Annotated in this window: 3 protein-coding genes; all 3 read left to right on the top strand. The window is 71.1% G+C overall.

The window, feature by feature from the left end:
• The first annotated feature begins 106 nt into the window (after positions 1 to 106).
• Positions 107 to 2,350, top strand: a complete 2,244-nt coding sequence (locus tag LCD31_RS29415) for an FtsK/SpoIIIE domain-containing protein (RefSeq protein ID WP_304615283.1) — start codon at positions 107 to 109, stop codon at positions 2,348 to 2,350.
• Between the two features lie 222 nt (positions 2,351 to 2,572).
• Positions 2,573 to 2,746, top strand: a complete 174-nt coding sequence (locus LCD31_RS28510; RefSeq protein ID WP_224963247.1) for a hypothetical protein — start codon at positions 2,573 to 2,575, stop codon at positions 2,744 to 2,746.
• Positions 2,747 to 2,897: 151 nt separating this feature from the next.
• On the top strand, positions 2,898 to 3,629 hold a 732-nt coding region (locus LCD31_RS28505; protein WP_224963245.1), incomplete at its 3' end, for a hypothetical protein.

The following is a 3,629-nucleotide window of genomic DNA, read 5'->3' as shown; positions in this document are numbered from 1 at the left end:
CGCGACCAGCGCGTACTCGCGGTGGACCGGGCGCAACATCGATGCCCAGGTCGCGGCGGCGCAGGCCGCGGGGGATCACCCCGCACCTGCCTGGAGGTGACCCGCTATGACCACCAACCCCGCTGAGGACTACACGACGATGGGCGAACTGCTGCACCTGCCCGTACCCGGCACCCACCGTTCCGGGCAGGTCGAGCCGACCGAGCCCCGCGACACCGCCGAGCACGAGGACACCACTACGCCGGGCACGGGCCTGGCCCGGGACCGGGAACGCGGCGTGGTCCCGGCCGCGCTGGCCGGGCGGGCGGCGGCGGTGCGCGATCACCTGCGCGAGCACGGACGCGACTATGCCGTGACCGGCGGGAAGTTCGTGGCGCGGCACGGGGTGTTCCTGCTGGGCGGGGCGTGGGACACCGCGACCAGCGCGTACTCGCGGTGGACCGGGCGCAACATCGATGCCCAGGTCGCGGCGGCGCAGGCCGCGGGGGATCACGGCACTGCGGCGCAGCTGTCGGCGCAGCGCAACGAGTCCCGGCGGCTGTTTTTGGAACGCATCAAGGTCTTCGGTGGCCTGTTGGTGCAGGTGCCGGTGTTTCTGTCCGGGGTCAGCGGGCTGATGATCGGCGTCACGTTGATCGTGTCGGTGGCCGCGTGGGTGCAGCCCGGCGGGCTCGGGTTCACCGACGTGTGGTCCGGGCTGTTCGAGGCGATGGCCGGCGGTTTCGAGTGGGCGATGTGGGCGGCGTCCTGGGCGCCGTGGGCGGTGCTGCTGGTGCTGGGCGGGCTGCTGGTGCAGGGCTACAACCGGCGCCGGGACCGTCAGGCGGCGCCGGAGTGGGCGCGGACGCAGGCGGTGCGCACCGCTGAGGTCGTCAATGTCACGCCGTCTGCGGTGGTCGCTGCGTTGCGCAATCTGGGTTTGCCGGTGCTGCGCAAGGCCATCGACGACTCCGGCGATGGCGGGGCCTGGATGTTGGGGATCATCACCCGCTACGGGCCTGGGGCGCAGGTGCACGTGACGTTGCCCAAGGAGGTCACCGTCGCGAAGATCATGGACAGGCGGGATGTGCTGGCGGGCAATCTCGACCGCAAGGCCCACGAGGTCCAGATCGAGGGGTCCGAGGACTCCGAGCGGGAGTTCATCCTGTGGGTGGCCAACTCGGGTGCGCTGGACAAGCCGGTTCCGCCGTCGCCGCTGGTGGATGCCGAGTTCGGCCCGATCGACATCTACCGCGACCTGATGCCCTGGGGCATCTCGCCGAAGGGCGATGCGGTGCTGCTCAACCTGCTTCAGCAGCACCTGTTGCTGGCGGGGTTGTCCAAGCAGGGCAAGACCGCCGCGGCGCGGGCGCTGCTGTTGTGGGCGGCGTGCGATCCGTCGGTGCGGATCAGGCTCGCCGACCTGAAGGGCTTCGGGGACTGGTCCATGTTCGAGGGCCTGGCCGAAGAACTCATCGAAGGCGCCGGAGATGCGAACTTCATCGCCACCTGCGACATGCTGGAGTGGGGCGTCGAGGAGATGGAGCGCCGCTACGACAAGTGGCGTGAGCTGGGCCGTAAGGGCGATGTGGACCGGGCGTCCTCCCTGGCGGGCAGCGGATTCGAGCCCTTGATCATCGTCGTGGACGAGGTGCAGAAACTGTTCACCTGCACCACCGAGCACCCCGAAGGTGGTGACATCGGCGGCAAGGGCAAGAAGTCCCGCGCCGTGCGCGCCGCCCAGGCCCTGCACGACCAGGCCCGCGCGGTCAACATCCACTTCTGGGAGTTCGCCCAGAACCCCACCGACGCGAACCTTCCCGTGGTGGTCCGTGAAGGTGCCATGATCCGCGCCAGCCTGTTCGTGGGCACCGAAGGCATCGCCAAGATGGCCCTCGGTGAAGCTCCGGTCGACACCGGGGCCGCCCCACACGCACTGCGTGCCGGACTCGACCGCGGCACCGTCGTGCTCGCCCCCGGCGAATCGATGGACCTGCCCGGCGGCGCCACCCACACCACCGTGCGCACGCACTACATCGGCACCGAAGCCGCCTACACCATCGCCGAGAGAGCGAAGAGCTTCCGCAGCGGCACGCAGCACCACCAAGACGAACCCGAACAGCGCGATCTGCTCGCCGACGTCGCCGACGTCCTCGGCGAAGAGGACAAGGCCAAAGCCACCGACGTCGTGGCCCGCCTGCGCACCCTCGCACCGAACTACCGCCCCTACCGCGGGCTCAACGCCGACAAGCTCAAAGAACACCTCGACGAACTCGGCGCGAAGGTCACGAAGGTCGGCGTGCTGACCGTATACACAGAACGTGTTCACCAAGCCCTCGCCGCCCGCGAGGGAGGGAACGACACCCCCTAGCCGGCAACCGGCCCCACAGCGGCCCACAGGCCACCACCGCGCCGCCGTTCCCTCATTCCCTTCTGCGCCATCAACGCAGCTCAAAGCTAGGGAAAGCCACCAAGGGGGCACCGAGGGAATTTTCCCTCCGACCCCCAGTACTCCCTACCCCGTTCCCTGTCCTCTCCCTACCCCTACACGCCCGCGCAGTCACCCACAGTAATCGATTGGGAGTTGATTCGGATGTCCCAGACCTGGCACATCATCCGCCGCCGCAGCTGGTGGGACGGCTCGATCGAAGCCTGGTGCGGCGACCGCAAGCCCGGCGGCGCCTACGAGACCGACCTGTTCCGGCTGCCCCGCGGCGGCACGACCTGCCCGGCCTGCACCGCCGCCAAGAAGCGGGGGCGGGCATGAGCGCGAAGTGCCGCCACTGCGGCACCGCCGCGTCCCGCCACTGCTCGATCTGCACCGGCTGCCCCGGCGGCCACGGCCCGACCTGCCCCCGCCACGAAGACAACCGGCCCCGCCGGCACTTCGACCGCTGAACCAGAGAGGAGACCGCTGCATGAACTGGATCGACCCGAACGACGCCGTGATCGAGCAGCACCTGCGCGGCCCCCGCCGCGCCTCAGCCGCAGTCACGGCCCCCGTCGTGGGTGAACCGACCGCGGCCGCCGGGCTGGTCGTGTGCCCGCACCTGACCCAGCTCCAGCCGGACGCGGCGTGGACCTACAGCGGCGAGTGGACGGTCCGCCACCGCCTCAGCGGCCGATCGCCCGCCGCGCACGTACGGGGGTCCGGACTCGGCCATGCCCGCGATCTCGCCGCGCTGCTCGGCGACCTCGACGTCGACTGGACCCAGGCGGCAGACGAGCTGCCCGTGAGCGATCCGCAGATCGGCGCGGCGGTGCGGGGCGTCGTCGACCGCGTCCGGGACGCGGTCCGCGATGCGCGCCCGGTAAGGCTGCGCCCATCGAGCTGGGTCGAAGTGCCGCCCCCGTACTGGCTCAGCGAGCGCGACGAGCCCGGCGACGGGTGCTTCTACCCGCAGTGGGGCGACGCCGCCGACGCCCTGGCCGCTGGGGCGCGTCGGGAGGCGGTCGTGCGCCGCGACACCGCGGCGTGGTGGGGCCTGCGCTGCGCCGCCGCCGACTGCACGGAGCACCTGGCCGAGGACGAGTACGAGAGCGGCCCGATGGATTCCCGCGCCGCACTCGCCGACCTCGACACCGTCGCAGGCGGCCGTCACGTCCCCCTCGCGCAGCAGGTCGCCGCGGACCACCTCCACCTGGTCCCG

This window comes from Saccharopolyspora sp. 6M (assembly GCF_020176775.1).
GTDB classification, from domain to species: Bacteria; Actinomycetota; Actinomycetes; order Mycobacteriales; family Pseudonocardiaceae; genus Saccharopolyspora_C; species Saccharopolyspora_C gregorii.
The sequence above is the reverse complement of the archived record's forward strand: the minus strand, read 5'-3'. Positions and strand labels throughout refer to the sequence as shown.

Excerpts from the sequence above, each read along its gene's own strand:
- LCD31_RS29415 (WP_304615283.1), top strand. The coding sequence starts at position 107 with ATGACCACCAACCCCGCTGAGGACTACACGACGATGGGCGAACTGCTG.
- LCD31_RS28510 (WP_224963247.1), top strand. The coding sequence starts at position 2,573 with ATGTCCCAGACCTGGCACATCATCCGCCGCCGCAGCTGGTGGGACGGC.